The sequence below is a fragment of the Brevibacillus sp. 1238 genome (assembly GCF_029892995.1).
Taxonomy (GTDB): Bacteria; Bacillota; Bacilli; order Brevibacillales; family Brevibacillaceae; genus Brevibacillus; species Brevibacillus parabrevis.
Map to the genome: position 1 here is coordinate 456542 of NZ_JARXWC010000003.1, position 25962 is coordinate 482503.

The following is a 25962-nucleotide window of genomic DNA, read 5'->3' on the forward strand; positions in this document are numbered from 1 at the left end:
CAGATGAAGCTGTTGTTTATCGGAGATATTATGGGATCGCCCGGCAGAGAAATCGTGAAAACGTACCTGCCGCTTTTGAAAAGAAAATACGGACCAACCTTTATCGTCGCCAATGGCGAAAATGCGGCACACGGTCGCGGGATTACAGAAAAAATTACGAAAGAGCTGTTCGAATGGGGAGTCCAGGCGATTACGCTCGGAAACCATACGTGGGATCAACGAGAAATTTTTGACTTTATCGATGATGAGCCGCGAATGATTCGTCCGGCGAATTTTCCGGCAGGAACGCCTGGAAAAGGCATTACATACATCAAGCAGCCAGAAGGAGAGCTGGCGGTAATCAATTTGATGGGCAGGACGTTCCTTCCTCCGCTCGATTGCCCGTTTCAGATGGCAGACAAACTGGTTGAGCAAGCGCGCAAACGCACCAAATTGATTTTTGTCGATTTTCACGCCGAGGCGACATCAGAGAAGCAAGCCATGTCCTGGTACCTCGACGGGCGGGTTAGCGCGGTTGTAGGTACGCATACGCACGTGCAGACGGCTGACGAACGGGTTTTGCCGCAAGGAACAGGCTTTTTGTGCGACGTGGGCATGTGCGGCCCAAGCAATGGCATTCTCGGGATGGAGCGGGAAGCCGTGATCAAGAAATTTTTGACCCAGCTGCCTGTCCGTTTCGAAGTGGCGCCTGACCCGGCGCAGTTGAACGCTGTCCTGATTACGCTGGATAAAGCCACTGGTCACGCGAAGAAATTGCAGCGAATCAGAATTGACGCAGACCACCCGTTTATGGAATAATAAACATAAGATTAGAATTTTTTGAATCTTTCTAGCGAGTTAGCAGGAATTTTTAGGGGTTATGCGAATATCATTCTAATGATGACAGGATTCCTATCAGACGGGAGGTTCAAAAAGGATGGAAGTATTAAAAGTTTCAGCAAAGTCTAACCCCAATTCCGTTGCTGGTGCCCTTGCCGGCGTTCTTAGAGAACGCGGTGCAGCTGAAATCCAAGCCATTGGCGCTGGGGCGCTTAATCAAGCTGTGAAGGCCGTAGCAATCGCACGAGGGTTCGTAGCGCCGAGTGGAGTTGACCTCATATGTATTCCAGCCTTTACCGACATCGTGATTGATGGAGAAGAGCGTACTGCAATCAAACTAATCGTAGAACCCAGATAATAAAACTGCAAACGTATCGCCTGCCTGTTTGTTCGAAGAATGAACAGGTTTTTTCGTGTGCAAATATGCGGTTACATAGAAGGAGAGAGAATCATGAACGTATTCGATGCGCATTGCGATGTATTGTGCAAGCTGTGGAAAGAGCCGGAGCGTGACTTCTATAAAGAAGACGATTTTTTGCAGGCTGGTTTTCCCGCTCTCGTGAAAGGGAATGTAGATATACAGGTGCTTGCCTGTTTTGTTCCTACTCATGTGCCTTATGGCCGCCGTTTTCATACGATACTAGAAATGATCGATATATTTTATGAAAAGGTGGCGAGTGAACAATTCCGCCCGATTTACACGAAAGCTGATTTGGACGAGCGCGTATTAAAGGGGGAGAAAGGGGCTATTCTGTTTGTAGAAGGAGCACACGCCCTGGAGGAAAGCCTCGTACAGCTTCGCACATGGTATCGCCTTGGTGTTCGCGGAATGACATTGACCTGGAACCACGGCAACTGTGTGGCAGATGGCAGCGGGGAACCGAACCCGGGTGGACTCACCGCATTTGGTCGACAAGTAATAGAAGAAATGAATCGGCTCGGGATGATCGTCGACGTTTCCCACTTGGCCGATCCGGGGTTTTGGGACGTGATGGAGATTTCCAAAGCACCTGTCATCGCTTCCCACTCCAATGCGCGACAAATTTGCCGCCATCCGCGCAACTTGACGGACGAGCAGATTCGCGCCTTGATTGCCAAGGATGGAGTCATGGGGCTGACGTTTGTCGACTTTTTCACGGTGGAAGAGAAGCGGACGGCATGGATTGATGACTTGCTGCGCCATTTGGATCACGTATGCGGGCTGGGCGGAGTCGATCATGTTGCGTTTGGTTCCGACTTTGACGGCATCACGAACACCTTTGGCGACCTGTCTTCCTCAGCAGCGTATTCCCAATTACTAGAAGCTCTGCTTAGACGTTACAAAGAGGCGGAAGTATTGAAATTTGTGCGAGGAAATTGGTTGCGTGTTTTCGGAAACGTGCTACAATAATACATGAGGATATTAATGTACCAAGTTCAACATTAAAATTCAGGTCAAAAGTAAGTTGAGTAAAAGCACTTGCAATTTGACAGGGACAGGACTACAATTGTTACTGTCTATGCACAGAATTGTCACATCTTATCAATCTTTTCGGGTAAGATGGGCAGCTTTCTCACAGTCACTGAAAGGGTGGAATCTGAATGATTAGTCAACTTTCCTGGAAAGTTGGAGGACAGCAAGGGGAGGGTATCGAGAGTACTGGTGAGATTTTCTCGATGGCGATGAACCGGATGGGTTACCATCTGTACAGCTACCGTCACTTCTCTTCCCGTATTAAGGGTGGACACACGAACAACAAAATTCGCGTGAGCACAACACCAATGCGTGCGATCTCTGACGATCTGGACATTCTCGTAGCGTTTGACCAGGAGACGATCGATTTCAATGCGCATGAGCTGCGCGAAGGCGGCATCATTATCGCGGATGCTAAATTCAATCCAAAGTTGCCGGACGGGTTGAAGCCAGTTCGCTTCTTCACTGTACCACTAACTGAGATTGCTGATGAACTGGGAACTTCCCTGATGAAAAACATGGTGTCGATTGGTGCGTCCAGTGCAATCCTCGGCATTCCAGTGGAAAGTTACCGTGTTATCGTTGAAGATATGTTCCTCCGCAAAGGCGAAAAAGTGGTTGAAAAGAACATGGATGCCATTCGTCGCGGATTTGATTTCGTAAATGAACTGACTGGCGGTCAACTGCCTGAATTCCAAATGGAAAAAGCAGATCCGCAAAAACAACTGTTCCTGATCGGTAACGATGCGATCGCTCTGGGTGCTGTAGCAGCAGGCTGCCGCTTCATGCCAGCTTACCCGATCACACCTGCTTCCGAAGTAATGGAATACTTGATCAAAAAGCTGCCAAAATTGGGCGGAACCGTTATCCAAACGGAAGACGAGATCGCTGCGATTACAATGGCAATCGGTGCTAACTACGGTGGTGCCCGTTCCTTGACTGCTTCTGCAGGCCCTGGTCTGGCTCTGATGATGGAAGCAATCGGTCTGGCTGGTATCACAGAAACACCAGTTGTGATCGTGAACACCCAACGTGGTGGCCCATCTACAGGTATGCCTACCAAAATCGAGCAATCCGACGTGAATGCGATGATTTATGGTACTCACGGTGACATTCCAAAAGTTGTTATCACGCCAAGCACAGTAGAAGAGTGCTTCTACGATGCCGTTGAAGCTTTCAACATTGCCGAAGAATATCAGCTGCCAGTTATTTTGATGACTGACCTGACTCTTTCCTTGGGCAAACAAACCGTTACTCCATTTGACTACAGCCAAGTAGAAATCCGCCGCGGAAAACTGCTTGCTGGACAAGAATTGCCAGAAAAAGAGCAAAACGACCTGTTCAAACGTTATGAAGTAACCGAAGACGGCGTTTCTCCACGCGTAATTCCTGGTCAAAAATACGGTCTGCACCACGTAACAGGTGTTGAGCATGATCAAACGGGTCGTCCGTCCGAGAATGCTGCTAACCGTGTTCAACAAATGGATAAACGTATGCGCAAGCTGGAAGGCGTACTGAAAACTTTCAAAAACCCTGTAACTGTCGATGCACCTCACGCTGAAGCGGATGTTCTGGTAGTAGGTATCAACTCTACCATCGGTACGATTCAAGAAGCAAAAGGCCGTCTGGAAAAAGAGGGAGTGAAAGTAAACCACGCGCAAATCCGTTTGCTGCACCCATTCCCAACTGAACAAATCAAAGCACTTGTGGACAAAGCGAAGAAAGTCGTTGTTGTCGAGCACAACATCCAAGCGCAAGTTACAAACCTGCTCAAACAACACGTTGGAAACGCGGAAAAAATCCAATCTGTGCTCAAATATGACGGTAACCCATTCCTGCCGAAGGAAATCTATGCTGAAGTGAAGGAGCTGGTAAAACATGGCGACTATGAAAGAGTTTCGAAATAACGTAAAGCCTAACTGGTGCCCAGGCTGTGGAGACTTCTCCATCCAGGCGGCTATTCAACGCGCCGCAGCAAACGTAGGTCTGGAACCTGAAAATCTGGCGGTTATTTCTGGTATCGGGTGTTCCGGGCGCATTTCCGGTTACATCAACTGCTATGGTTTCCACGGTATTCACGGACGTTCCCTGCCAATCGCACAAGGTGTGAAAATGGCAAACCGCGAGCTGACTGTTATCGCAGCCGGTGGTGACGGGGATGGATTTGCAATCGGTATGGGCCACACTGTACACGCGATCCGTCGTAACATGAACGTTACGTACATCGTAATGGACAACCAAATTTACGGTCTGACAAAAGGTCAAACCTCCCCGCGTTCCGCGACTGGTTTCGTGACCAAGTCTACACCGCAAGGCTCTATCGAGTCTTCCATCACTCCAGTTGAACTGGCGCTGTCTGTTGGTGCGACTTTCGTTGCTCAATCTTTCTCCAGCGACCTGAAAGGTTTGACTGATCTGATCGAAAAAGGTATCCAACACGAAGGCTTCTCCCTGATCAACGTATTCAGCCCTTGTGTAACCTATAACAAAGTAAACACCTATGACTGGTTCAAAGAGAACATCGTGCCTGTAGACACAATCGAAGGCTACGATCCTCATGACCGCATCAAGGCTATGTCTACTTCCATGCAATACAAAGGTCTGATCACTGGTCTGATCTACCAAAACACCGAGCAAAAACCTTACGAAGCTCTCGTAAAAGGCTTCAAAGAAGAAGGCTTGGCAAACCAAGACATTCGTCTTTCCCAAGAAGACTTCGACAAACTGGTTGCAGAATTTGCATAAGGTTTCGATGAAAAAACCTCTCCGAAAAACGGAGAGGTTTTTTGCGTTATTACCAGGCGCGATCCCGCCATTGTCTGTAGACGAGCATCACCAGGAAAAACAGGACAAGCTGCCCAAACAGCGGGTACAAAAAGCGCAGCAGCGAGCTGAAGCCGATAAAGCTGACCAGGTAGCAAATCAGTAAAATGCCGAGAAGAATTGTCGGGCCACGCAACCGGGTAACTTGGCGGATTTGCTGGGCTAAGCCAAAGACGTTGGCTACGAGAGTCGAGAAAATTTCCGCGTAGACCAGCAGCGAGAACAAAAAGGGGATTCCTTTGCCCAGTCCTTTTAACAAGGCAATCATCGGCATTTCCGCCTCCTGGATACCCGGCATTTTTACCGACAGCGAGCAATAGGCGAGCAATAGGAGCAGGCCGATTCCCAGTCCACCGATGATTCCGCCGGCGATCAGTGGCTTTTCGCTCGTACTATGTCTGCCGATTGGCACAAGAACTGCTTGTGTAAGCGTGACATTTAAGGCAACATAATAGAGAGGAGAGCTGATCCAGGCCAAGGGGCGTACGGCTTCTACCGTGACGCCTGTAAACAGCCACGGCTTCGAATAGAGAAACACGAGCAGCGTAAACAAAATCAGCATCGGTACAAAGATGCTGTTTACTTGATGGATGGCAAACAACCCTTTGCGGGTCACGACGAAAATCAAGATCATGCTAAGCCAAATGCCGATTTGCGGAGACAAGCGAAACGACTCCCAGAAAATAGCGCCAGTAGCCGCTAACATGACGGATGTAGTTCCTAGCAACACCGTCAATAGCAACGTGTTGAAAACCGTGCCAAAAGGGTGCCCAAACAAATACGTGCTGACTTCTTGATAGGAATCGGCCTGGATGCGATAGGAAATCAGCATGACACGGATTCCGGCCCATACAAATAAACTTGTGGCGATGACAATGCCGATCAAGCCTTGCGTTCCGTATTGAACAAAGAACTCGACAATTTCTTTGCCAGAAGCAAAACCAGCCCCTACGACGGTACCGATATACGTAAAAGCGATTTGCCATGAGGCTCTCCATGTTCCTTGCATCTCAGACCTCCTGTCCCACCTTATTCCATCCTATGAATGGGAGTGAACCGAATATGCGCGTAACCGTACTTGGCTACCAATCTCCTTACCCAGGCCCTCAGGGTGCCACTCCAGGCTATTTGATCGAAACAGAGGAAGTGAAGCTGCTCCTGGATTGCGGAAGCGGGGTGCTTTCCCAGTTAGGCGTTCATTTGCCTGTTTACGAAGTGGATGCCTTGCTATTGTCTCACTATCATCACGACCATGTGGCAGATGTCGGTGTGTTGCAGTACGGCTTGATGGTTCATCAACTGTTCGGACAGCGGCCTGCTGACAAGCCGCTCCCCATCTACGCTCCAGACAAGCCAGAGGGACAGACAAAAACGTTGACGTACCGGGACGCAACCCGCTTTTTTCCGGTTCACGCGGAGACCAGCCTGTCCATTGGAGATGCGCACATCTCCTTTTTGCGTACCGACCATGGAGACGGCGACCCTTGCTATGCGATGCGCCTTGTGGCAAACGGCAAGACGCTGGTGTATGGCGCAGACAGCGGGCCTGGCACCAACTGGAGCGGTTTTGTCGATGGGGCAGACCTGTTCATTTGCGAAGGGACTTATTTGGATCATAACCTGCCTTCCAGGCCAAACGGGCATTTGTCCGTTCGCCAGGCAGCGGAGTTGGCGCAAGCGCACCACTGTCGTTCTTTGCTGATCACCCATCTGTTTCACGGGTATCCGGAGAGCGACGTACTGGCGCAGGCAGAGGCGTTTGTGGCAGGTCCCGTCTATGCGGCCCGGATTGGATTGAAAATCGAACTATAAGCGATGTGTGCGACACAAAGAGAGGAGAGAGGGCAGTGTTTCCAAATGTATTAGAGGTAGCACGAAAACTGATTCGCGAGCGAGTACAACCGGGAGAAACGGTGATTGACGCCACGATGGGCAACGGAAATGACACCATGTTTCTGGCGCAGCTCGTCCAGGAGACCGGGAAAGTTATCGCTTTTGATATTCAGCCACAGGCGATTGCCAAAACGAAAGAGCGATTGGAGCGCGAAGGCTTGGCAGAGCGCGTCGAGCTGAAGCTTGCCAGTCACGAGGAGATCGACCGACTGGACGGGCAAGCAGGTGCGATCATGTTCAATCTCGGCTATTTGCCAGGCGGCGACAAAGAAATTACGACGCAAGCGACGAGCACGATTCGAGCGATCCAGTCTGGTCTGCAAGTGCTTCGACCAGGGGGAGTCATGACCGTCATGATCTACTGGGGCCACACAGCAGGCGAAGTCGAGAAGGAAGCCGTCGAGTCTTTTTGCCAGGAACTCAGCCAGCTTGAGTTTCTCGTGCTGAAATACCAGTACGTCAACCAGCAAAACCAGGCTCCCTTTTTGCTGGCGATCGAACGCCGGGGGCAATGAGTTCATTTCCCTTTCCCGGGCAAGCGCATATTCCGACAGATTACGGAACGGGTACGAGAAATTTGTCTGGAGCTGGAATAGGCTTGCTGTTCGCAAAATAGGCACGCCCCTGCCGTTTTTCACACATACCTTATGGTGAGGAATGGAGCAAGGGGGATCTTTTGTGAACAGAATCGGCATTATGTTGGATTGGGGCATTATGCAGAAAGGGATCAAAGGAGACAAGTCTTACGAGCGTCTGCCGTACTATGTAGAAATCGGCAAAGAGCTCGGATTGGAGCCTGTCTTTTTTCACCCCAGGCATGTCCTTGCAGGCGATGAACGGGTGCAGGGCTATTTTTGGAACGGACACAGACTCGTTTCCCGATTGGTCCATATACCGAAAGTGATCCATAATCGCGTCCTGACAGGGGATCAAAAGGCCCGTGCCGTCATCTCCAGACTGAGCAGGAAAAAGACGGTCTTTAACGGCCTCGTTGTCCGCGACAAGCGCAAGGTCCACCAGATGCTTTGGAAAAATGAGCAGATTCGTCCATACTTGCCTAACACGGTTCCCTATTCAGGAGAACAGCTTCGCCAGTTTCTCGATAAATACCAAGTTGTCTACGTCAAGCCGTCGATTGGCTCTGTCGGCATCGGAGTAGCCAGAATCGAGCGACACGGCAGCGACTACCACTTTATCGCTTCGAAAAAACGCAAAGTGATGTCACGCCCCGAACTGTTGGCGGCTGTCCGCCGTTGGGTCGGCAACAAGCGCTTTCTCATCCAGCGCGGGATTCCGCTGGCGCGTTACGGAGGAAAAACGTTTGACATCCGTGTATCGGTGCAAAAAAACAGGGAGCGGGACTGGACAGTGAGCGGTATGGTTGCCAAAGTGGCCAACAGCAAAAACAAGCTGAGCAACCTTTCACGGGGCGGAAGAGCGGTTCCTTTTTCGGAGGCTGTGTCGACCCTGTTCACGCCTGAACAACAAGCGCAGACGGTCCAGCGAATCAATGACGCGGCAGTAGCGATCGCGAAACAGTACGGGCGTCATTTTCCTTCTCTGGCCGACCTTGGCATGGACATGGGGATCGACGAGAAAGGCAATCCGTATTTGATCGAGGTCAATGTGCGCGATCAGCGCTATTCCTTTTTCAAAGCAGGGGAAAAAGCGATGTTCAAGCAGACGTATCGTCATCCGATGGAGTATGCATTGACATTGATCGAGGAGCAAAAGCTCAGAAAAAAACATGCGGCCCAATACTTGCGGCTGCACGGTTGACGCTGGAAAGCAGACCATTGCGAGAGCAACGTCTGCTTTTTCATTTTGGCGGGAAAAGCAAGACACGTATTGACGAAAGAGAGCAGCTATGTATAATCTTGGGAAAAAGAGAAAGCGAGAAGCTGTGAATGAAACGCTACGTGTGGTGGATTGTGCTGGTCGTTGTGCTCTTGCTCGTGCTGACGCCTTTTGTTTATGTCGAATACAACAAGTACGCCTACGCCGAGCGCGTGAAAACATATTTGGTAGAGGAAGCGCATTACAAGCCAGAGCAGATCAAGTCGGTAACAGGGGTATGGAGCAAGAAGCTGCCGAGCTTTTTAGCGGAAGTCGTCTTTGCGGACGAGCCGGAAGTGACCTACATCTATTTCGCTCACAACGATGTGATGCAGTACGGTTATGTGCTCACAGACGAAGGGAAAAAGCGGGGATGGGAAGAGAAGGACCTGAAGCACGATCACCGCAAACAGGAATGACGGGAAAAGCTGATGGAGAACGAAAAGGACGGCGGCGCTGGCCCCCGTCTTTTTGCATGCAACGTCAAGCTTTCTCTTGTGCCGACTGCTGTTCGGCCAATGGGTACGGCAAGTTGCGGAAATGGCGATAAACCAGAGCCAAAATCGATTTGCGCGTTAAAATTCCTTGGAAGTAATGCTCCTTGTCTTCAATACAGACAAACGGGTGATTAATCGAGACTTCCAAAGCCTTTAAAAATTCATCCGTATCATTCAGACGCGGCACTTTCGTGTCCATGACATCATCGACGGTATGCTCGGAGATTTTTTCAAGCTCGAAGCGTTCGAGTCCAAGCGATTTGTTGATAATCATGTTCGTGCTGATCAAACCGTGCAAACGGTATTGGTGATCCAGTACCGGAACAGCCGAGTAACCGGATTTGATGAGGACGAGCAGGGCGTGCTCAAGTGAGTTCCCCAATTGCACATGAGCGACCTTAGTGGAAGCGATAATAAGCTCTTTAATGGGAGTATGTAACAATGGAATTTCCTGATTCATCAGATCGACCACCTTTTCTGTCGTCTACGGCAGCCAATGCGCTGCCAGTGATCCTCTTCTATGATACCGTAAGTGCGGTGCCAGCGGTAGATCTACACAAAAAAAGCCCGGCAGTTTGCCAGGCAAAGAATCGAGGTGTGGAACAATTGTCCCTGATTCTAGTATGCAAGAAGGAGCCTTTGATTACATTAGGAGTTTGGAGGAAAGCAAACGCGGGGCGCTATGCTTTGTAAACTTCCGTCTTGTAAAGCGGCTTGGATGTCGCCTTGCCTTTTCCCCGCATCCAGTGCGAGACGAGGGTATGCTCGTACAGGAAAATACAGAGCGGCGGCGTCACGACGAACATCGCCAGCATAATCCAGGGCGTGGACCAATCCAGCCGGAAAATGACATAGCTCTCAAGCAAAAACAAGATCAGCGGATGGACGAGATAGATCGCCATGTTTTGCCGGGCCATGTCCGATAGCCATTGCCCGAACTTGGGCAGCTTTCCGAGATAGCGGGAAAGCGAGTAGAAGCTGATCAGAAAGCTTGTCGTATAGAGCAAATAGAGCGGCTTGAAGATGTTCAGGCTCTCGTAATACGACTTCGAGCCGCTCACGAAATCGTTTGCAATCCAGAGCGCGGTGATCAGCGTGACGATACAGGCAGGCACTTGCAAACGCCATGTCCAGGCTCGCCATTTTTCCAGGTTCAGGCCAGCGTACGCACCGAGGGCGAACGTGAAGATGTACATATGCACGTAGTTTTGTCCAGCCACATACGTATGCTGGAAAAAAGTCAAAAGCGGTGAAGCTGCCCAGTCGATTTCCCAGAGCGGGTGGATGAACAAGTAGTTGTAAATCCCGTACAAGCCGATTTGTCCAACAAAAAGCACAACGAGCGTGCGAAAGCGCAAAAATCGCTCAAACCATGGCTTGATCAGGCAAAACAGCAGACACAGCTGCAAGTAAAGCGGGATGTAGTACAGATGGTAAAAGGCGCTGCCGGTAAAAAGGCTGTCCAAAAACGGAACAGCCAACACGCTCGGATCAACCGTCTGGAGCTTGAAACAGGTGAAGATCGCCGTCCAGATCACGTACGGCACAATGATGACCCGAAAACGCTTTTTCCAGAAGACAGCCCAGTTCATCTCCCGTTGCTGATACCAGTAAAACAGCAGCATGCCCGTCGCAAAAATAAACAGAGAGCGCCCGAAGCGCAACAAAATGAGCAGAACGGTTTCGATTTCGCCATTCCAAGGATAGTCTTGCTGGTTTTCCACAAAAAAACCGAGAATGTGAATCGCAAGTACAGAGAGTGCTCCAAAAACAAAAAGGGCATTCAGATCCTGAAACGTCCCCTTTCGATCGCTATTCATAAATCCTCCCAAAGTCTCACCGGCTACACCACCTGATTTTCCAGATGGAAAAGCTTATTTAGGCAAACGCCATTGGGGTATAGCCAGTTCTTTTGCGGTAAAGGAGAAAAGCTGCAAGCGCTGGGACAGATGATGCTCTGATTCGGCCAGCAACGACTCCTCTACGGAAAAAGGAACAGAGATGACAGGCCACTGGGAACGAATCGCAGCGAACAAACGCGCTTTTACATCGTCGACAGTAGTCGGCTTCCCGGTCAGTCCGGCAATGCTGCCTACCGTCGAGCCAACGATGCCAGGAATCGGCTTGTGCGCTTCCATCTCATCCAGTCCGGCCAGCGCATAAAAACGCTCCATCCATTCCCCGCGCGGTCTTTCCTCTATATTAATGCAAATCTGCAAAATCGATCCGTAGCGGGTACGGCGCTGCGCCATTCCCCCGATTTTTTTCCCGTGCAAGGAAAAATCGTACTCTCCGGCACAGTAAGATCCGACGACCTCGCCAAATTCCAGCTCGCCGTAGTCGCGCAGCCCAACTTGAAGCATGTCGGCTACAAAAGCAAAGAAAGCATCGATGGAGATTGCCGTATCGGGCAAGAGCCAGGCGATGTTGAGCACACCAGCATCCAGCGGTACACAGGCGCCGCCGGAAGATCGCAGCACACAGCCGAAGCCATCCTGACCGAACTGGTGCAGAGCTTGCTCCAGATGGGGGAGTCTGGCGTCTCTGCGCCCCAGATACAAAGCCTGATCGTATACCCAAAGGTGGATGATCGGTACAGCAGATTCCCGTTGCATACCAGCCGCCAAAGCCTCGTCGCGATACAACGGTTCAAGCGGTTGCCCTTGATAAATTCCTGAATCCATCCAGTGGAAAGGCTGATTGACAGAAAATGACATGAAAAAGGCTCCTCACAGGACAAGAATAGCTATCATTATACAACTGAACCGTGTACATTTCTAGGTTTTCGCCCCCCTTTTTTCTGGATGGGAAAAGCTTGCAGACAAGCCTGAGAAAAACAACACCCGACAAGCAGAGAGGCGCATGTCGGGTGTATGGTGGTTACTTCACTTCTTTCAGTTGGAAATTGTCCAGGTAAGTCATTTTGCGAGGAGCTTCTTCTGCCGCATCCTCTTGCATGTACAGACCAAGCTGTGTTCCTTCTTGCTTGATTTGTTGCTGTCCGAACAAATACTGATCGTTCGCATAAATCGAAACCGTGTTGCCTTTGACAGCTACCTTCAGGCGGTTGGACGATTTCAACTTGTAGGAACCGGATGCGATGACATCGATGTCGTCTTTGTTGGCGTCTGACACTTTGCCGAGAACGACGCGATCTTTTTGGACGAACACGACATTGGCTTTTCCGTCTTTTCCGTTGAAGAAAAGTCCGGCCAATCCATTCGTACCCGATACGTTTACATCGATGCTCAGCTCGTAATTTTCCGGTTTGGCGGATTCATTCCAGCTGAGCGGCAGGAAGTAGTGGTCGACGTCGTCATCGTCGGAAACAGCCGTAGCTTGCTTGCTGATGACGCCCCAGCTTCCGGTAGCCTTTTTCGTATCCCAGTTTTTCAAATCTGTGCTGGAAAAAGAGTCGCTGATGTTGATCGGTTCAGGCTTTGGCGGTTCCGGGTTCGGGAAGACGACTTTTGTTTCGTCGTCGCGGTCCAGGATGGCCCGGTACAGCAAGGAAGCAGCTTCTGCGCGAGTGATCGGGTCTTGCGGGCGGAAGTAGCTGTTGTAGCCTTTCATCAAATCAGTTTGCAGGGCGATGGCGATATACGGACGCAGGGCGGAAGAAATTTCGTTTTGATCCCGGAAGTTCTTCAACTGATCCAGGTCCGCCTTGTATTTTTTGTCATAGCCAAGCAGTCGAACGAGAGCCACCGCAATATCTTCGCGGACGGCGGATTGATCCGGTTTGTACGTGTAGGTGGAACCGGATTTGTAGCCAGTCAAGTAAGGCTTTGCGTACTCGACGTAATAAAACGCCCAGTGGGAACGGGGAACATCTTTAAACGTTGGACTGACGGAGTTTTTCTGGATGTTGACATCAGCTGCCGCAATCATGATTTTGGCAAACTCTGCGCGGGTTACCTGATTGTTGGGACGGAAAGTCCGGTCGTCATATCCTTTGATGATCCCTTTTGCTGCCATTTCGGTGATTTCCTTGTACGCCCAGTGACTGCGGGGAACGTCCGAGAATGAAGTCGAAGCGGCACCGACAAAAGGGATGGCAGTCAGGAACATCAACACCGACAGAAGTAAGGCGAATGCTCGTTTCATGCTGACCTCCTCAATTTTGCTCGTGTTTTTTGGTAGCTGCCTTCTTCGACGACGTCTGGGCGGGGAATGTTGCAAGGGACAAAGTCAATTCGGGAAAATTAGGAAAAAAGACGGAGGCCGTCCGCGGAAACGGCAGGAGCGCGGGGAAGCTTCTTAGGGAAAAGGTCAGGGAATCGTCAGGCAAAAAGGCTGGGTCATTACTGTCGAATAGGCAGAAGGCAGCTTGCACCATCTTGGCTTTTATACAGTGAGCAGCTTTTCGTTTCGCGAATAGCGAATGCCCGGCAAACTTGCATGTTTAATCATCGAAAAGCTGCTGTTGAAAAGCGTCCTTTTCGAAACGATTCCGTTCGTTTCGTACATATTTTGCCTCATTATGCATTGGCTTTTGTATGCACCAAAATGCTATAATTCTTTATTGGTTACTTATAAAGAAAATACTAGCTGAGGTGATACATGATGACGGAATCGAAAGTGGCGACTCCGGACTTAAAATCCGCCAAGTCACCGAAAACAACGGCGGACTTTGCGAAATACTTTCAGCCCCCGTCCTTGAAAGATGCGAAAAAGCGGGGAAAAGAAGAAATCCAGGTGCTTTACGATTTCGCGATCCCGGAAGACATGCAAGGAATCGGAAAAGGAAAGCGTTATCACGTTCGCACATACGGCTGTCAGATGAACGAGCATGACTCCGAGACGATCTCCGGCATTTTGCAGCAGATGGGCTACACTTCCACAGACGATGTGGAAGCGGCGGATGTCATCTTGTTCAATACCTGTGCGATCCGCGAAAATGCGGAGGATAAAGTGTTTGGCGAGCTGGGACATATGAAACGGCTCAAGCATAACAATCCGAACCTGATTCTCGGCGTTTGCGGCTGTATGTCCCAGGAAGAGAAGGTCGTCAACAAAATCTTGAAAAGCTACCAGCAAGTCGATTTGATCTTTGGGACGCATAATATTCACCGCTTGCCGCAGCTGATGCGCGATGCCATGTTCAGCAAGGAAATGGTGATCGAGGTATGGTCCAAGGAAGGCGACATCGTCGAAAACATGCCGAAGCAGCGGGAAGGAAACACCAAGGCATGGGTCAACATCATGTACGGCTGTGACAAGTTCTGTACGTACTGCATCGTGCCGTATACGCGAGGAAAAGAGCGGAGCCGCCGTCCGGAAGACGTCATCGCGGAAGTCCGTGACCTCGCCCGCCAAGGCTTCAAGGAAATTATGCTGCTCGGCCAAAACGTCAACGCCTACGGAAAAGACTTTGAAGACATCGAGTATGGCTTCGGCGATCTTTTGGACGAGATTCGCAAAATCGACATTCCGCGCATTCGCTTCACGACGAGCCATCCCCGCGATTTTGACGATCACCTGATTGAAGTGTTGGCAAAAGGCGGAAACTTGGTGGAGCAAATTCATTTGCCAGTCCAATCCGGTTCGTCGGAGATTTTGAAGCGCATGGCTCGCAAATACACGCGGGAGCACTATTTGGAGCTTGTACGCAAAATCAAGGCTGCGATTCCGAATGTATCCCTTTCTTCAGATATTATTGTAGGCTTCCCGGGCGAGACCGACGAGCAGTTTGAAGAGACGATCTCGATGGTCGAAGAAGTCCGGTATGAATTTGCCTATACCTTCATCTATTCCCCGCGCGAGGGCACTCCGGCTGCTGTCATGGAAGACAACGTGCCGATGGAAGTGAAAAAAGCGCGCCTCTACCGTCTGAACGAAGTGCTGGCCCGGATCGGCCTGGAAGAGAACAAAAAGCTGCAGGATCAGGTGCTGGAAGTGCTGGTAGAAGGCGAGTCGAAAAACAACCCGAACGTATTGGCTGGCCGCACGCGCACGAACAAGCTCGTGCACTTCACGGCAGACAAGTCTTTGATTGGTCAATATGTGCATGTCAAAATTACAGATGCGAAAACGTGGACGCTTCATGGCGAACTCGTAACCAAAGTCGAGGTGTAGAAGATGGAACAAACAAACCTGTACACACAAAAAGAAATTTTGGACAAAGCGCGCGAACTGGCTGCCATGATCTCCCGCACGAATGAAGTCGATTTCTTCAAGCGTGCCGAGCTGCAAATCAAGCACAATGAACGCGTGCAGGACTTGATCGACAAGCTGAAGCAAAAACAAAAGCAGATGGTCATGTTCGAATCGATCAATAAAAAGGAACTGGTGGAAAAGGTAGAAGCCGAATACAACCAGCTGCAAGAAGAGCTGGATGCGATTCCGCTCGTCACCGAATTTAAGCAATCGCAGGTCGATGTGAACGATCTGTTGCAAATGGTGACGAATGTCATCACGAACACCGTTTCCGAGCGTATTATTTTGGATACAGGCGGAAATCCGCTGACAGGCGAAACTGGCGGCGGACCGGAAAAGAAACATAGTGGCGGTTGCTGCTCGTAAGGTAGCATCCAACGCGCAAAACGTTGCTACGCGTGAGTTCCCAAACGAGGCACCCAATTTCAGGTGGGTGTTTGCACCCTAGCCGAATGCCCTGCATACAAATGTACAGAAACGTTGTATGGAGGAGGTAACGAAATGTCGGGTACAGACAAAGATCTACAGTGCCGGGAACTCATCGCGAAAGCTGTCTGCGGTAAAGGCCATAAATTCTCTACTACCACCCACACCATCATACCGTCGCAAACTCCTTCGACGATCCTCGGATGCTGGATTATAAACACGAACTTCCAGGCAGAGAAAGTCGGAGACGCGGTTGAAGTATCTGGTACGTATGACGTCAACCTGTGGTTCTCGTTTGCCAATAACACGCAAACCGAAGTCAAGCGGGAAACTGTCAAGTTCTCCGTACTCGTTCCGCTTACGTTCTTCGACAAAAACTGCAGAGGCGATCTGGAAATTGTCGCTCGCGCCGTGGAACAGCCGAAGTGCGTAAAAGCCGAGTTGAGTGCTGGAGGTACCATCACAGTCAGGGTTGAAAGCGAATTTGCCGTTGAAATCATTGGAGAAACCAAAGTCTGCGTAGTGGTATGCAATAACTGCGATGACAAGGACTTCACGCTGATTGGCGACTATGAAGAAAACAGTGATGAATTCGACGACTTTGATTCAGCCAGCATGCTCGATGAGCTTGACTAAAGAGGAGAGATATCTCCTCTTTTTCTTTTTTTATCGGGAAAAAGCGGTATAGGCTAGGCTCTCACTCTTCTCTGGGCGCGATCATATGATAACGAAGAATACAGCATGGGAGAGTGGAAAGCATGGTACGCACGCGAGGAAGGGCATGGGAGGGACTGCAGGAGAGCGCTGTTTCGCAGCCAATGACGGCAAACGCCAAAGAGGCTGTCGCCTTTTTGCACCGTCCCGAGATCGGGCGTTGGCTGTTGAAAACGAGTGGTCTGCCTGTGGCGTCCGGGCGCACGACACCGCCTGGATGGCGGACCTACAAGCTTTGCCTGTACCAGGACCTGGTGCTCGATGTCGCGCGGAGCCTGGAACACCCGCAATGGCTGCTTTATCGCCTGGAAGAGCCGGACTTTGAGCCAGTTCCGTTTCCCTCTTCCGATCCGGAGGTGCAAGTCGTAAAAGCGCTGGCCGTGCGCAGCTTGTATGCGGTCGGTGCCGAAGCGGGGCAAGTGACCGTCATGGCAGCGTCTTCTCATCGGGCGAAGGTCGTTCGCGTGGAACCGGATTGGCCTGCGCAAAAGGCAGATGCTTACATGCAGCGTGCGCGAGAGTGGTGGCGGGAGCGCATGAGCAGGCAGCCGCAAGAGCTGAACAAAATGGGAGCGGACCCGGAGTTTTCCTTGCGCCGGGCGACAGGCGAGATGGCGCTCGCCTCTGATTTTTTGAAAATCAACGGGACGGTTGGGTGCGACACGACCCGCTACCGGGAAGATTTGGCTCTGCATCAGCATCCTGTAGCCGAATTGCGTCCGGCCCCAACGGAAGACCCTGACGAGCTGTTTCTGCATATTTACGAAGCGTTGCGGCTCGCAGGGAAAAAAATCCCGCACAAGGATGTGGAGTGGCTGGCGGGCGGGATGCCTTTTTCCGGCTATCCGATTGGCGGACACATTCACTTCGGCGGGATGACGCCTACGTTTTCTTTGCGGCGCAAGCTCGATGCGTACTTGGCGTTGCCGCTCGTGCTGATTGAAGATCCGGGTTGCATCGAGCGCAGGCATCGCTACGGCTTTTTGGGCGATGTGCGGGAAAAGTCGTACGGCTTCGAATACCGGACGCTGCCAAGCTGGCTGGTGCACCCGGTCGTCGCGCGTGGAGTTTTGCATCTGGCCAAACTGGTCATGATGAGCCATGCCGAGCTGAAAGCGACCCCGCATTTGCAGTTGCCGCTGGTCAAGGCTTACTATCGCGGCGACCAAGAAACGTTGGAGCCGTACGTCAAGCAAATCCGCGAAGAATTGCGAGAGTTGCCTGGCTACGCGCTTTCGCGAATACACTTAGAGCAATATTTTGACTTGCTGCTGCGAGGCGAGACATGGCTTTGCGATTTCGACCTGAGAAGTGCCTGGAATCTTCTGTGAATTTTTTGCCGCGAATCGAGCATCAACATCATGGGAGGAACATGGTATAATAGCGTCGAGATTGGAAGGCTAGGAGAAGAAAAAAATGGCGCAATATACCCCGATGATTCAGCAGTATCTGGCTATCAAAAAAGACTATCCGGATACTTTCTTATTTTTTCGCTTAGGCGACTTTTACGAACTGTTTTTTGACGATGCTATTCTCGCGTCCCGCGAGCTGGAAATTACGCTCACCGGACGCGAGGGTGGTGGCGATGAACGGATTCCGATGTGTGGCGTGCCGCATCATTCTGCGGATGGGTACATAGCGGAACTGTTGAAAAAAGGTCACAAGGTAGCGGTATGCGAACAGGTGGAAGACCCGAAAGAAGCCAAAGGGGTCGTTCGCCGCGAAGTGACCCGTGTCATTACGCCCGGCACGATGATGGAGGGCAAATGGCTTACCGACAAGGAAAACAACTACATGGCTGCCTTGGCAGCGCTGGACGGCCGCGTCGGAATTGCCGCATGCGACATGAGTACAGGAGAAATGTACGTCACATCCGTGCTCGGCCAGATGGAGTCGGCTCTGGATGAGGCTCTGCAATACCGTCCGAAAGAACTGGTGTTCTGCGGTGTCGAAGCTTTGCCCAAGACAGCTTTGCCGACGACGGTTGTAGAGAGTCACCAGCTGGATGCTTTTGCGGTGGACAACCAGTATCCCGAAACAGGGAAAGAGCTGGATGTCTCCATGCGCTCGGCCGTCAACGCGCTGCTCTACTACATCGGCACGACGCAGAAGCGCAGTCTCGCGCACATGCGGCTCTTGAAGCGCTACGACAGCAAGCAATATTTGCAAATGGACGGCTTTTCCCGAAGAAATCTGGAGCTGACCGAAACGATCCGCGACAAGACGAAAAAAGGTTCTCTCTTGTGGCTGTTGGACCGGACGCAAACCGCGATGGGCGGACGGCTTTTGCGCAGATGGATCGAGCGGCCGCTGCTCGGACGCGCGGAACTGGATGCCAGACTGGAAGCGGTAGAGGCGCTGAAAGCCGATCTGTTGCTGCGCTCCGATTTGCGGACTTGCCTGGACAGCGTGTACGATCTGGAGCGGCTGGCTGGGCGGATTTCCTATGGGAACGCCAATGCCCGCGACCTGATTCAGCTGCGATTGTCGCTCACGGCAGTTCCTGAGCTGAAAGCGTACTTGGAGCAGACAAAAGCGCCCGTGTTGCAGGAGCTTTCCCGCGGCATGGATGAGTGCGCAGACCTCGTCAGCTTTTTGCAGTCGGCGCTCGTCGACGATCCGCCGATCTCCGTGCGGGAAGGCGGAATGATTCGCACAGGCTACGATGAATATTTGGACAAGCTGCACTCGGCGAGCCGCGACGGAAAAACGTGGATTGCCCAATTGGAGCAAAGCGAACGGGAAGCGACAGGGATTCGCTCGCTGAAAGTCGGATTCAACAAAGTGTTCGGCTATTACATCGAGGTGTCCAAGTCCAACATTGCCAACGTGCCAGCGGGCCGTTACGAGCGCAAGCAAACACTCGCCAACGCAGAGCGCTACATCACCCCCGAGTTGAAAGAGCGGGAAGCGCTCATTCTCGAAGCAGAGGAAAAAATGATTGAGCTGGAGTACCAGCTGTTTGCCGCCGTCCGCAGCGAAATCGCCAAGCACATTCCGAGATTGCAAAGCCTTGCCGAACGGATTGCCTCTGTAGACGTTCTCCAGGCTTTCGCTACGGTCAGTGACGAGCGCGGATTCGTGCGCCCGCAGCTTGTCGATGACGGGGAATACGTGATCGTGGACGGCCGCCATCCCGTTGTGGAAGCCGTATTGGAGCGGGAGAAGTACGTGGCGAACGACGTGAGGATGAACCAGGAAGAGCGTCAAGTGCTGCTGATCACGGGACCGAACATGGCTGGTAAAAGCACGTATATGCGCCAAATCGCCCTCATTACGGTCATGGCGCAAATCGGTTGTTTCGTCCCGGCAAAAGAAGCGAAGCTGTCGATTGTCGACCAGATTTTTACCCGGATCGGAGCGGCTGACGACCTCGTCGGCGGTCACAGTACGTTCATGGTCGAGATGCTGGAGACGAGACATGCCTTGCAAAAGGCGACAGCAAAAAGCTTGATCTTGCTCGATGAGATCGGTCGCGGGACTTCTACGTACGATGGCATGGCGCTGGCACAGGCGGTCATCGAGTACATTTGCCAGCGGATCGGTGCCAAGACGCTGTTTTCCACGCACTATCACGAGCTGACGGGCCTTGCGGAGACGATGAAAGGCGTCGTCAACGTGAACGCCCGCTGCGAGGAGCGAGACGGCAAGCTGTTGTTCCTGCACAAGATCGAAGAAGGCCGGGCAGATAAAAGCTACGGGATTCACGTGGCGGAGCTGGCGGAAATGCCTGGATGGGTCATCGAGCGGGCACGCAGCATTTTGGCAGGACTGGAAGCAACAAGTTCGGCTGCTTCCGACATGCAGATGTCGCTAGAGTCGCTCTGGTCCGCGCCAGTTGCCGCTGTGCGCGAGGAGCCTGTGTCGCTTTTGTCGTCGGAGGAAGAAGAGATTTTGCGCGATTTGCGTGAGATCGACCTGAATCAGACGACACCGATGGATGCGATGATGAAGCTGTTCGCGTGGAAACAACAGTTGAAGAAAAAATAAGCTTCGGGGGGAGGGGAGGATCGCATGGGAACGATTCGAGTGCTTGATGAGCAGCTCGCCAATATGATCGCGGCGGGTGAAGTGGTGGAACGTCCGGCATCTGTCGTCAAAGAGCTGGTCGAGAACGCGATTGACGCCAAAGCCACTTCGATTGAGATTCATGTGGAGGAAGGCGGTCTGGAGCTGATCCGCATTGTCGACAACGGACACGGCATGGATCGGGACGATTGCTTGCTGGCATTGGAACGCCATGCGACGAGCAAGATCAGCACCCAGCGCGACTTGTTCCGGATTCGCACACTCGGCTTTCGCGGCGAAGCTTTGCCGAGTATTGCCGCTGTGTCTCGGATGGAGCTGACGAGCAACCGATCGAGCCGCGAGATCGGTACGCGGCTGCTGGTCGAAGGCGGCGCAGTCAGCGAAGTGGCAGACGCGGCAGCAGTGCAAGGGACGGAAATATGTGTCCGCAGCCTGTTTTTCAATACACCTGCCCGGTTGAAATACATGAAGTCGATTGCCACAGAAGTTGGGCATATCTCGGATTACGTCAATCGGCTCGCTTTGACTCACCCGTCGATTTCCTTTCTTTTGACGCACAACGGGAAAAATTTGCTGCAAACGACGGGGGACGGCAAGCTGCTGCACGTCATGGCGGCGATTTACGGTGTGCAGATTGCCAAGCTTCTCATTCCGATTTCGGGGGAAACACTCGATTTCCGCTGGAACGGATTTTTGTCCAAGACGGAGGTAACGCGAGCAAACCGCTCCTACCTTTCTACACTGGTCAACGGTCGCTACGTTCGCAGCTATTCGCTCAACAACGCGATCATGCGCGGCTATCACACGCTTTTGCCGATCGGCCGCTTCCCGATCGTCGCGCTGCAAATCGAGATGGACCCGACGCTTGTCGATGTCAATGTCCACCCTGCCAAGCTGGAGGCGCGGTTCAGCAAAGAGGACGAGCTGTGTACGGCAATCGAGCAATCCGTCAAAACGACGCTCCGGCAAGGTTTGGGCATCGTCCGACCGATGGAGACACCGCAAAAGGCGAAAATCACCACGCAAGTCGTCCAGCCGCAGTTTGACTTGACGTTTGCCAAGCCAGCCGCGGAGACGCAGACGCGCTCACTTGTGGAAGCCAGCCCGCGCCTGCAAGAGTGGATGGCGCGGCAGGAGCAAAGCCAGCCGTTGCCGTTGCAAAAAGAAGCGGCAAGCGAGCTTTTGCCGGTTGCCCAAAGCAGGAAGGTTCAGGAAGCTTCCGAAGCTTATCCGCGTGCAGAGCAAGAGCAAGGGCTGGCGAGTTCTGCTCCAGAAGCAGAGAAAACAGGACAAGAGCAGGCCGCCGCTTCAGGGAGCGTGTTCGAGAAGGTCGCGCCCGTATCTGTTGCCACCGCTCCTTCTGCTTTCCTTGAAGGAACGAGTGATTCTGCCGCTCCTTCTGCCTCGCTTGAAGGGAAGACTGGTTCTACTGCCCCACTTGAAGGCATGGTCGCTCCACTTGCTCAACCTGATGCAGAGCAAGCGAGCGAGCCAGAGCAGAACGCCGCACCTGTAGCGGAGGAGCGCGTGCAATCGGCTGTTCCGGTCATGTATCCGGTCGGACAAGTCCATGGAACGTACATCGTCGCCCAAAACGATGAAGGGATGTACTTGATCGACCAGCACGCCGCCCAGGAGCGCATCTTCTACGAGTATTTCATGGCCAAGCTGGCAGAAGAAGGTGTGGCCAGCCAGATGATGCTGTTTCCGCACACGGTCGAGTTCACGACCGCGGAGGCGGCCAGACTGGAAAAACGGCTGTCGCTTCTGCAATCGTTCGGCTTGGAGGTAGAAGCTTTTGGCGGGCGCACGTTCATCGTCAGGGCGCACCCGCATTGGTTCCCGGAAGGAGCCGAGCTGGAAGTTATCGAAGAGCTGATTCAGTTCGTACTGGAGGCGGGAGAGCAAGGGCAGGCCCATCCTGTGCAAATGCGGGAAAAGGCTGCGATCATGATGTCGTGCAAAGCATCGATCAAAGCCAATCGCTTTTTGACCCACGCCGAAATGGAGAGCCTGCTGAATCAGCTGCGCGAGACGAGCAGCCCGTTTACGTGTCCGCACGGCAGGCCGATTGTAATTCACTTTACTGGCTATGATTTGGAGAAAATGTTCAAGCGCGTCATGTAGTGTGAACACGCATTTTGCTAATACCGCCCCTCGGATGAACGCCGATGAACGACGACCGATTCGGCGGGGCGTCGGCTGTCCTGGCGGATGGAGATGTAGTCGTGATTGGCGGCGGAATGGTGGCGACAGGCGAGCGGTACGATGTGAAAAACGATGAATGGTCGAGTCTTGCCCAGATGGACGAGGTTCGCTATGGTCCGGGCGCAGCGATTTTGCCAGACGGCAGAGTCCTTGTGGTTGGCGGAGATCCTGCCGGCAATCCGGATAAGATATGGAAAACAACCACCATTTACGACCCGGACTCGGACTCGTGGGAGCCTGGCGAGCCGATGAGCATCGAGCGCTTCAAACCGTTTGCCGTTGCGCTTGCGGATGGCAGAGTATTGGTAGCAGGCGGCATGTCCAAACGCGCCTATTTGAAGTCCGCGGAAATATACGACCCGCAGACGTAAAGCTGGAGCAAGGCAGCCGATATGACGATGACGAGAGAAGGAGCGAGCGCAGCGGTTTTGCCTGATGGACGGGTGCTGCTCGCAGGAGGTCAAACATCGAAAAGCGAAAAAGCCACCTTGTTCTACCAGCCACAGTTGCAAATCCGGCTGCTGTTCAGCGAAGCTGCCCGTTTGCAGGTCGACCGACAGGACGTTTTGCAAAATCTCTCCTACTCGATTGATGGGGGAGCTGACCAGGCTTTTGGCGAAGAGGATCGTGTTGTCGTATCGGAGGAGCACCTCGACATTACGCTGGATACTGTGCCGAAAGGATCGAACATTCGAATCAAACTCACAGCAGGCATTTTCGCCGATGAAGCCGGAAACGAAAACGAAGAAGCGATTACGGACAGCCTCGTGTACAACTAAAATCACCAGCTCGCCAATCGTTGAAAAGGCGATCGCCACCAAACAGGCCCAATCCGCTATGGGCCTGTTTGGCTTACGTACATTCATTCTTTGTAAAAAAATTCACAAGCTCGCAACGGACGAAGGAAAACATGATATGATAAGAAAAGAGAGGGAGTTTGGCTCAGATTCTATTTGACCGCCAAAATAATCCTGCTTACAATAAAAGAGTTTCCGTCCTGAAGAGGCGTAGACGTACGGAAAGGAAACAGATACGTGATTGTGACGACGGGACTTGAGCCTGCCGAGGAAACCTTGCGACACGCTGTACATTTGGCTCAGACATTCGGCGTACAGGCAGTCAGACGAGGCGACCTTTCTCTCAGTCAGCTGCGAAAACGGCATGGCGACGACGAGGTACTGGTTGTTTCAGCGCAAGGAGCGCGTCTGGAGGTACCGGGGAAAAAGCCTTTCTTTTTTCACCCGAACACTTCCGCTTTTCGTATAAAGCGGCTGTTGCGCGGCGATACTGATACTATGCTTGTTGCTTGCCAAATTCAGCCAGGTGATGAAGTGTTGGATGCTACGCTTGGATTGGGTGCTGACGCGATTGTGTTTTCCCATGCGACAGGAGCTAACGGGAAAGTAGTCGGTATCGAATCGGAACGGGTGCTGGCCATCATGGTCGAAGACGGGCTCAAGCACTGGACATCTGACTCGGAACAGCTGGAGACAGCCATGCGTCGCATTGAAGTGCGGTGCGGGAACCATTTGGAAGTCATGCAGGGATTGCCAAGCCGCTCTTTCGATGTCGTTTATTTCGATCCGATGTTTGAAATGACGGTGGAAAGCTCGGCAGGCATCGCTGGGGTACGGGAGTTTGCCAACCCGCAGCCATTGACAGAAGAAGCGATTGCAGAAGCACTTCGCGTAGCAAGAAGGCGCGTGGTGATGAAGGAAGGGAAAACAGGCAAAATCCACGAGCGCTTTGGTTTCACGCCATTTCGCTCTCGCGGCCAGCAGGTCGTGTACAGTTACAAAGAGACAGGTGGAGGGGAGTGACTTTGCAAGAGAGAGAAAAGCTAGTCGTCATTGTTGGACCGACAGCCGTCGGCAAGACCCAACTCAGTCTGGAATTGGCCCAGCAGTTCAACGGCGAGATTATTTCCGGGGATTCCATGCAAGTGTATCGCGGCATGGACATCGGGACGGCGAAGGCGGAGCCAGCCGAATTGGCACTGGTGCCGCATCATCTCATCGATATCAAAAATCCGGACGAAGAATATTCTGTCGCGATGTTTCAGGAAAGCGCTACCCAACTGATCAGCTCGATCAATGGGCGAGGCGGCCTTCCGTTTATCGTAGGCGGTACGGGTCTCTACATAGAATCGGTTACCCATCGTTTTCAATTTTCACAAGCCACGCAAGATCCAGAGCTGCGGGAAAGGTTGCAGCGTTTGGCGGATACAGAAGGCGTGGATGCGCTGCACGCGAGACTGGCCGACGTCGATCCTGTAACGGCTGAGCGATTGCACCCGAACGATGTAAAGCGGGTGATTCGCGCTTTGGAGATTTATGAGAGTACGGGCTACAAAATGTCCGACTTTCAGCTTCGAGCACAGCACTCCCCATACGAACTGGTGATGATCGGACTCACGATGGATCGCGCCATGTTGTATGAACGGATCAATCGTCGCGTCGAGCTGATGATCGAAGCGGGGCTGATCGAGGAAGTGCGCGGACTTCTGGACAAAGGCTACGACGCCTCGCTGGTGTCGATGCAAGGCTTGGGCTACAAAGAATTGATTCCTTATCTGTACGGTGAAATTACGTTGGAAAAGGCGATCAATGACATCAAGCAGCGGACGCGCCATTTTGCCAAACGACAGCTGTCGTGGTTCCGCCGTATGCCGGAAATCCAGTGGTTTGACATGACCGATCCGGCTTGTCAAGCGAACTCAGTGGAAACTATCAAGCAGATATTGGCAGGAAAGTTTCAACAATTGCCGAATATATAACATACAAGTCCTTTTAGGGGGTAGTGTACATGAAACAGACGATCAACATTCAAGATACGTTCTTGAATCATTTGCGGAAAGAAAACATCGCGGTTACCATTTACCTTGTGAACGGATTTCAATTGCGCGGGTATATTAAAGCGTTCGATAATTTCACGATTGTGATTGATAGCGAAGGCAAGCAACAATTAGTATACAAGCATGCGATCTCCACTTTCACTCCGCAACGCCCAGTTTCACTGATGTCTCAAGACAACAACCAGCAATAAGTCGTGAAATGCTCTGCCCACCAGCCAGGACCCTAGAGGTTCTGGTTTTTTCTTTTTGCC

25 protein-coding genes are annotated in these 25962 nt (G+C 52.0%); 20 read left to right on the forward strand and 5 right to left on the reverse strand.

Annotation, left to right across the window (positions count from 1 at the left end; all coding sequences use genetic code 11):
- Positions 1–3: 3 nt before the first annotated feature.
- The 5 genes from M2298_RS09835 to M2298_RS09855 all read left to right on the forward strand — a co-directional run bounded on the left by M2298_RS09835 (position 4) and on the right by M2298_RS09855 (position 5017).
- Positions 4–798 carry a TIGR00282 family metallophosphoesterase gene (locus M2298_RS09835; protein ID WP_173598864.1) on the forward strand — a complete coding sequence of 265 codons (795 nt, stop codon included), beginning with the start codon at positions 4–6 and terminating at the stop codon, positions 796–798.
- Positions 799–916: 118 nt separating this feature from the next.
- On the forward strand, positions 917–1177 hold the full coding sequence (gene spoVS / locus M2298_RS09840) for a stage V sporulation protein SpoVS (RefSeq protein ID WP_003385776.1): 261 nt from the start codon (positions 917–919) through the stop codon (positions 1175–1177).
- 93 nt (positions 1178–1270) lie between these two features.
- Positions 1271–2209 carry a dipeptidase gene (locus M2298_RS09845; RefSeq protein WP_173598863.1) on the forward strand — a complete coding sequence of 313 codons (939 nt, stop codon included), beginning with the start codon at positions 1271–1273 and terminating at the stop codon, positions 2207–2209.
- A gap of 191 nt (positions 2210–2400) precedes the next feature.
- Entirely contained in the window at positions 2401–4179 is a 1779-nt protein-coding gene (locus tag M2298_RS09850) for a 2-oxoacid:acceptor oxidoreductase subunit alpha (protein ID WP_122965261.1), read from the forward strand.
- On the forward strand, positions 4151–5017 hold the full coding sequence (locus M2298_RS09855) for a 2-oxoacid:ferredoxin oxidoreductase subunit beta (protein WP_122965262.1): 867 nt from the start codon (positions 4151–4153) through the stop codon (positions 5015–5017). The genes M2298_RS09850 and M2298_RS09855 overlap by 29 nt, the downstream gene beginning before the upstream one ends.
- 49 nt (positions 5018–5066) lie before the next feature.
- Here M2298_RS09855 and M2298_RS09860 read toward each other — a convergent pair whose 3' ends face one another.
- Positions 5067–6104 carry a YkvI family membrane protein gene (locus M2298_RS09860; protein ID WP_242771119.1) on the reverse strand — a complete coding sequence of 346 codons (1038 nt, stop codon included), beginning with the start codon at positions 6102–6104 and terminating at the stop codon, positions 5067–5069.
- Positions 6105–6157: 53 nt separating this feature from the next.
- Between M2298_RS09860 and M2298_RS09865 the strand changes: the two genes are divergently transcribed.
- The 4 genes from M2298_RS09865 to M2298_RS09880 all read left to right on the forward strand — a co-directional run bounded on the left by M2298_RS09865 (position 6158) and on the right by M2298_RS09880 (position 9243).
- Entirely contained in the window at positions 6158–6907 is a 750-nt protein-coding gene (locus M2298_RS09865) for an MBL fold metallo-hydrolase (protein WP_280648469.1), read from the forward strand.
- Between the two features lie 35 nt (positions 6908–6942).
- The gene (mnmM, locus tag M2298_RS09870; protein WP_063227550.1) at positions 6943–7503 is read left to right on the forward strand and encodes a tRNA 5-(aminomethyl)-2-thiouridylate-methyltransferase MnmM; all 561 of its coding nucleotides are present in this window, start codon (positions 6943–6945) and stop codon (positions 7501–7503) included.
- Between the two features lie 163 nt (positions 7504–7666).
- Positions 7667–8767, forward strand: a complete 1101-nt coding sequence (locus tag M2298_RS09875; RefSeq protein WP_122965265.1) for a YheC/YheD family endospore coat-associated protein — start codon at positions 7667–7669, stop codon at positions 8765–8767.
- Positions 8768–8895: 128 nt separating this feature from the next.
- Positions 8896–9243, forward strand: coding sequence for a DUF3139 domain-containing protein (locus M2298_RS09880; RefSeq protein WP_122965266.1), 348 nt, complete (start codon positions 8896–8898; stop codon positions 9241–9243).
- A gap of 64 nt (positions 9244–9307) precedes the next feature.
- On the opposite strand, the gene cbpB is transcribed toward M2298_RS09880, so the two are convergent.
- From cbpB to M2298_RS09900, 4 genes are all read right to left on the reverse strand, one after another.
- Positions 9308–9781: a cyclic-di-AMP-binding protein CbpB gene (gene cbpB, locus M2298_RS09885; RefSeq protein ID WP_122965267.1), complete on the reverse strand. Its 474-nt coding sequence runs from the start codon at positions 9779–9781 to the stop codon at positions 9308–9310.
- Between the two features lie 220 nt (positions 9782–10001).
- Positions 10002–11141 carry an acyltransferase gene (locus tag M2298_RS09890; RefSeq protein ID WP_173598860.1) on the reverse strand — a complete coding sequence of 380 codons (1140 nt, stop codon included), beginning with the start codon at positions 11139–11141 and terminating at the stop codon, positions 10002–10004.
- Between the two features lie 54 nt (positions 11142–11195).
- A complete protein-coding gene (locus M2298_RS09895) occupies positions 11196–12038 on the reverse strand; it encodes a lipoate--protein ligase family protein (RefSeq protein ID WP_122965269.1) in 843 nt (280 codons plus the stop codon).
- A gap of 163 nt (positions 12039–12201) precedes the next feature.
- On the reverse strand, positions 12202–13428 hold the full coding sequence (locus tag M2298_RS09900) for an S-layer homology domain-containing protein (RefSeq protein ID WP_122965270.1): 1227 nt from the start codon (positions 13426–13428) through the stop codon (positions 12202–12204).
- Positions 13429–13887: 459 nt separating this feature from the next.
- On the opposite strand from M2298_RS09900, the gene miaB reads away from it, so the two are divergent.
- From miaB to hfq, 11 genes are all read left to right on the forward strand, one after another.
- On the forward strand, positions 13888–15399 hold the full coding sequence (miaB, locus tag M2298_RS09905; protein ID WP_122965271.1) for a tRNA (N6-isopentenyl adenosine(37)-C2)-methylthiotransferase MiaB: 1512 nt from the start codon (positions 13888–13890) through the stop codon (positions 15397–15399).
- Between the two features lie 3 nt (positions 15400–15402).
- Positions 15403–15846 carry a YlbF/YmcA family competence regulator gene (locus M2298_RS09910; protein ID WP_063227542.1) on the forward strand — a complete coding sequence of 148 codons (444 nt, stop codon included), beginning with the start codon at positions 15403–15405 and terminating at the stop codon, positions 15844–15846.
- Between the two features lie 135 nt (positions 15847–15981).
- A complete protein-coding gene (gene cotE, locus M2298_RS09915; protein WP_063227541.1) occupies positions 15982–16542 on the forward strand; it encodes an outer spore coat protein CotE in 561 nt (186 codons plus the stop codon).
- A gap of 122 nt (positions 16543–16664) precedes the next feature.
- Positions 16665–17951 carry a putative amidoligase domain-containing protein gene (locus M2298_RS09920; RefSeq protein WP_242771122.1) on the forward strand — a complete coding sequence of 429 codons (1287 nt, stop codon included), beginning with the start codon at positions 16665–16667 and terminating at the stop codon, positions 17949–17951.
- Positions 17952–18036: 85 nt separating this feature from the next.
- Positions 18037–20610: a DNA mismatch repair protein MutS gene (mutS, locus tag M2298_RS09925; RefSeq protein WP_242771124.1), complete on the forward strand. Its 2574-nt coding sequence runs from the start codon at positions 18037–18039 to the stop codon at positions 20608–20610.
- A 24-nt stretch (positions 20611–20634) separates the two neighbouring features.
- Positions 20635–22776 (forward strand): DNA mismatch repair endonuclease MutL, encoded by a 2142-nt coding sequence (mutL, locus tag M2298_RS09930; RefSeq protein WP_280648470.1) that lies wholly within the window; start codon positions 20635–20637, stop codon positions 22774–22776.
- Between the two features lie 44 nt (positions 22777–22820).
- Complete coding sequence (locus tag M2298_RS09935) at positions 22821–23228, forward strand: Kelch repeat-containing protein (protein ID WP_280648471.1); 408 nt, start codon at positions 22821–22823, stop codon at positions 23226–23228.
- Positions 23229–23249: 21 nt separating this feature from the next.
- On the forward strand, positions 23250–23636 hold the full coding sequence (locus tag M2298_RS09940) for a hypothetical protein (protein ID WP_280648472.1): 387 nt from the start codon (positions 23250–23252) through the stop codon (positions 23634–23636).
- 255 nt (positions 23637–23891) lie between these two features.
- Positions 23892–24677, forward strand: coding sequence for a class I SAM-dependent methyltransferase (locus M2298_RS09945; protein WP_122965276.1), 786 nt, complete (start codon positions 23892–23894; stop codon positions 24675–24677).
- On the forward strand, positions 24674–25633 hold the full coding sequence (miaA, locus tag M2298_RS09950; protein WP_122965277.1) for a tRNA (adenosine(37)-N6)-dimethylallyltransferase MiaA: 960 nt from the start codon (positions 24674–24676) through the stop codon (positions 25631–25633). The genes M2298_RS09945 and miaA overlap by 4 nt, the downstream gene beginning before the upstream one ends.
- 29 nt (positions 25634–25662) lie before the next feature.
- Positions 25663–25902 (forward strand): RNA chaperone Hfq, encoded by a 240-nt coding sequence (gene hfq, locus M2298_RS09955; RefSeq protein WP_063227534.1) that lies wholly within the window; start codon positions 25663–25665, stop codon positions 25900–25902.
- Positions 25903–25962 lie beyond the last annotated feature (60 nt).

Excerpts from the sequence above, each read along its gene's own strand:
- M2298_RS09835 (WP_173598864.1), top strand. The coding sequence starts at position 4 with ATGAAGCTGTTGTTTATCGGAGATATTATGGGATCGCCCGGCAGAGAA.
- spoVS (WP_003385776.1), top strand. The coding sequence starts at position 917 with ATGGAAGTATTAAAAGTTTCAGCAAAGTCTAACCCCAATTCCGTTGCT.
- M2298_RS09845 (WP_173598863.1), top strand. The coding sequence starts at position 1,271 with ATGAACGTATTCGATGCGCATTGCGATGTATTGTGCAAGCTGTGGAAA.
- M2298_RS09850 (WP_122965261.1), top strand. The coding sequence starts at position 2,401 with ATGATTAGTCAACTTTCCTGGAAAGTTGGAGGACAGCAAGGGGAGGGT.
- M2298_RS09855 (WP_122965262.1), top strand. The coding sequence starts at position 4,151 with ATGGCGACTATGAAAGAGTTTCGAAATAACGTAAAGCCTAACTGGTGC.
- M2298_RS09860 (WP_242771119.1), bottom strand. The coding sequence starts at position 6,104 with ATGCAAGGAACATGGAGAGCCTCATGGCAAATCGCTTTTACGTATATC.
- M2298_RS09865 (WP_280648469.1), top strand. The coding sequence starts at position 6,158 with ATGCGCGTAACCGTACTTGGCTACCAATCTCCTTACCCAGGCCCTCAG.
- M2298_RS09880 (WP_122965266.1), top strand. The coding sequence starts at position 8,896 with ATGAAACGCTACGTGTGGTGGATTGTGCTGGTCGTTGTGCTCTTGCTC.
- cbpB (WP_122965267.1), bottom strand. The coding sequence starts at position 9,781 with ATGAATCAGGAAATTCCATTGTTACATACTCCCATTAAAGAGCTTATT.
- M2298_RS09890 (WP_173598860.1), bottom strand. The coding sequence starts at position 11,141 with ATGAATAGCGATCGAAAGGGGACGTTTCAGGATCTGAATGCCCTTTTT.
- M2298_RS09895 (WP_122965269.1), bottom strand. The coding sequence starts at position 12,038 with ATGTCATTTTCTGTCAATCAGCCTTTCCACTGGATGGATTCAGGAATT.
- M2298_RS09900 (WP_122965270.1), bottom strand. The coding sequence starts at position 13,428 with ATGAAACGAGCATTCGCCTTACTTCTGTCGGTGTTGATGTTCCTGACT.
- miaB (WP_122965271.1), top strand. The coding sequence starts at position 13,888 with ATGACGGAATCGAAAGTGGCGACTCCGGACTTAAAATCCGCCAAGTCA.
- M2298_RS09910 (WP_063227542.1), top strand. The coding sequence starts at position 15,403 with ATGGAACAAACAAACCTGTACACACAAAAAGAAATTTTGGACAAAGCG.
- cotE (WP_063227541.1), top strand. The coding sequence starts at position 15,982 with ATGTCGGGTACAGACAAAGATCTACAGTGCCGGGAACTCATCGCGAAA.
- M2298_RS09920 (WP_242771122.1), top strand. The coding sequence starts at position 16,665 with ATGGTACGCACGCGAGGAAGGGCATGGGAGGGACTGCAGGAGAGCGCT.
- mutS (WP_242771124.1), top strand. The coding sequence starts at position 18,037 with ATGGCGCAATATACCCCGATGATTCAGCAGTATCTGGCTATCAAAAAA.
- mutL (WP_280648470.1), top strand. The coding sequence starts at position 20,635 with ATGGGAACGATTCGAGTGCTTGATGAGCAGCTCGCCAATATGATCGCG.
- M2298_RS09935 (WP_280648471.1), top strand. The coding sequence starts at position 22,821 with ATGAACGACGACCGATTCGGCGGGGCGTCGGCTGTCCTGGCGGATGGA.
- M2298_RS09940 (WP_280648472.1), top strand. The coding sequence starts at position 23,250 with ATGACGATGACGAGAGAAGGAGCGAGCGCAGCGGTTTTGCCTGATGGA.
- hfq (WP_063227534.1), top strand. The coding sequence starts at position 25,663 with ATGAAACAGACGATCAACATTCAAGATACGTTCTTGAATCATTTGCGG.